This window comes from Paraburkholderia gardini (genome assembly GCF_907164575.1).
GTDB lineage: Bacteria > Pseudomonadota > Gammaproteobacteria > Burkholderiales > Burkholderiaceae > Paraburkholderia > Paraburkholderia gardini.
Genome location: NZ_CAJQYY010000065.1, coordinates 1 through 1,605, shown reverse-complemented (window position 1 = coordinate 1,605; position 1,605 = coordinate 1). Strand labels below are relative to the sequence as shown.

At 62.7% G+C, this 1,605-nt stretch carries 1 protein-coding gene; it reads right to left on the bottom strand.

Going from position 1 to position 1,605, the window contains the following annotated elements:
- Positions 1 to 75 precede the first annotated feature (75 nt).
- Positions 76 to 1,491 carry an ISNCY family transposase gene (locus tag LPA34_RS26805; RefSeq protein WP_228984163.1) on the bottom strand — a complete coding sequence of 472 codons (1,416 nt, stop codon included), beginning with the start codon at positions 1,489 to 1,491 and terminating at the stop codon, positions 76 to 78.
- Between the last annotated feature and the right edge of the window lie 114 nt (positions 1,492 to 1,605).

The window sequence follows — 1,605 nt, the reverse complement described above, 5'->3', positions numbered from 1 at the left end:
ACACCATGTCGAGGCTGGTTTCAAATGTCCGGGTCTGGACTTTTTAGAAATGTCCGGTTCTGAGGTTCAGAAATCTTATCTGGAAGGGCTTTTAAACACCGAGCCTGCCCGCGTTCCGGCAGTTCTCAGGATCGCCTCATTCAGCTCTTCACGCGTCAGTTCCCGCTGCTTGCGGGTGCCCACCTTGCGCTCCTTCGGTCGCGGCGCTTCGCCCTGATTCGTCCTCGATGGCGAGCCCGATGCGCGCCGGTCATCACGCTGCGCCTGGATCACCTGCGCCATCTGCAACGTGTGTCCCAGCCGCTTGTTGTCGACCACCGCCGCCTGATCAATCTCCGAGAGCCGGTCATACGGCACACAGGGCAGGGCAGCGCCATTGACCCGGACCTCGATGCGCCCGTCCGGATACTCGAACACGTCCAGATAACTGTGAATGAGGCTGCGGTTTGCCACCGTGTCTTCAAGCAGATAGATCACCCGGTCGTACTGCACCGTCAGCACCTTCGACACGCGCCGCGGCACGCGACATGTCAGGATCAGGTCCAGATCGTCTTCCGCACGCAGTGGCCGGTGCGCATCGAATGTGCTCTTCGGAACCTTGCCGAACCGGCCATTAAAGTCAGCGATGAAGTGGGGCGCATAAGCGTTGGCCGCCTCCTTCGTGCTGATGCCGCGTAGCCGCAATTCCTTCACGAGGCGATCCTGCAGCGTCAGATTGGCGCGCTCGACGCGCCCCTTGGCCTGACTGCTGTTTGCACAGAACGTATCCACATTCAGCTCGTACAGCGCCCGGCCAAACTGCGTCACGCCCTTGCCAGGCGTCACCGAATGGCTATTGCAATGAAACACGCTCGCCTTGTCGCTATACAGCGCGACCGGTTTGCCATGCTGTTCCAGGTAGCTACGCATCGCCTCAAAGTAGCTGAAGGTCGACTCGGTCGCCGTGAAGTGCAGCGCCATCAGCCGGCTGGTCGCATCGTCGATGAATACCAGCAGCGTGCACGCCGGCGCGCGCTCCTCGAACCAGCGATGATCGCTGCCGTCGATCTGGACCAGCTCGCCCAGGCAGGCGCGGCGGTTTCTCGGCTGGTGGAGTTTCGGCGGCCGCTGTTTGCGTGGGATCCATAGCCCGGCATCGCGCATCCAGCGCCGCACGGTTTCCTTCGCCAGCACCACGCCATGACATTCGGCCAGCTTCTCGCACGCCAGCGTCGGCCCGAAATCCGCGTAGCGCTCACGCACCAGCGCCATGGCCCGTGCCCGGACATCCACCGGCAGTTCGCGGTTACTCGGTTGCCCACGCCGCGCCGACACCAGTCCAGCCGGTCCTGCAGCCTCGTAGCGCCGCACCAGCCGGCTGACCTGACGCTCACACAGCTGCAGCCGCTCAGCCGCCAGCACGACCGTCAGCCGCCGCCGGACGACCGCGTCGATGATCTTCACACGCTCGAGCTCGTGCATGCTGATCGTGATGAATCCACGTCCGTTCATGTCCGGCTCCCGGGCTGTGCTCATGCCGCAGCATGCGCCACAGCCGCCGGCCCGGAGCCAGGAACCGGACATTTCTAATGAGCCAGAACCAGACATTACTAAAAAGCTCTGACA

What these genes read in the sequence shown, in the direction of transcription:
- LPA34_RS26805 (WP_228984163.1), bottom strand. Translation starts at nt 1,491, where the DNA reads ATGAACGGACGTGGATTCATCACGATCAGCATGCACGAGCTCGAGCGT.